Below are 398 nucleotides of genomic sequence, written 5' to 3' on the forward strand. Positions count from 1 at the left end.
ATGCCATTGTAAATGGAACATTGGCTGGTATCATCTCAGGAGATACGGTAACTGTATCAAATACATCTGCTAATTTTACAGATAAAAATGCAGGTGAAAATAAAACTGTCAATATAGCAGGGATATCTATAAGTGGAACAGACTCTGGAAATTATACTATTTCAAGTGATACAACAACCACAGCAGATATCACAAAAAAAGATATCACTGCAAATTATACAGCTAATAATAAAGTTTATGATGGAACAACAGATGCCATTGTAAATGGAACATTGGCTGGTATCATCTCAGGAGATACGGTAACTGTATCAAATACATCTGCTAATTTTACAGATAAAAATGCAGGTGAAAATAAAACTGTCAATATAGCAGGGATATCTATAAGTGGAACAGACTCT

1 protein-coding gene is annotated in these 398 nt (G+C 33.4%); it reads left to right on the forward strand.

Annotation, left to right across the window (positions count from 1 at the left end; genetic code table 11):
• A partial coding sequence (locus tag CRV01_RS13770) for a YDG domain-containing protein (RefSeq protein ID WP_258238417.1) occupies positions 1–398 on the forward strand: 398 nt, incomplete at both ends.

The organism is Arcobacter sp. CECT 8983, assembly GCF_004118855.1.
Classification (GTDB): domain Bacteria; phylum Campylobacterota; class Campylobacteria; order Campylobacterales; family Arcobacteraceae; genus Halarcobacter.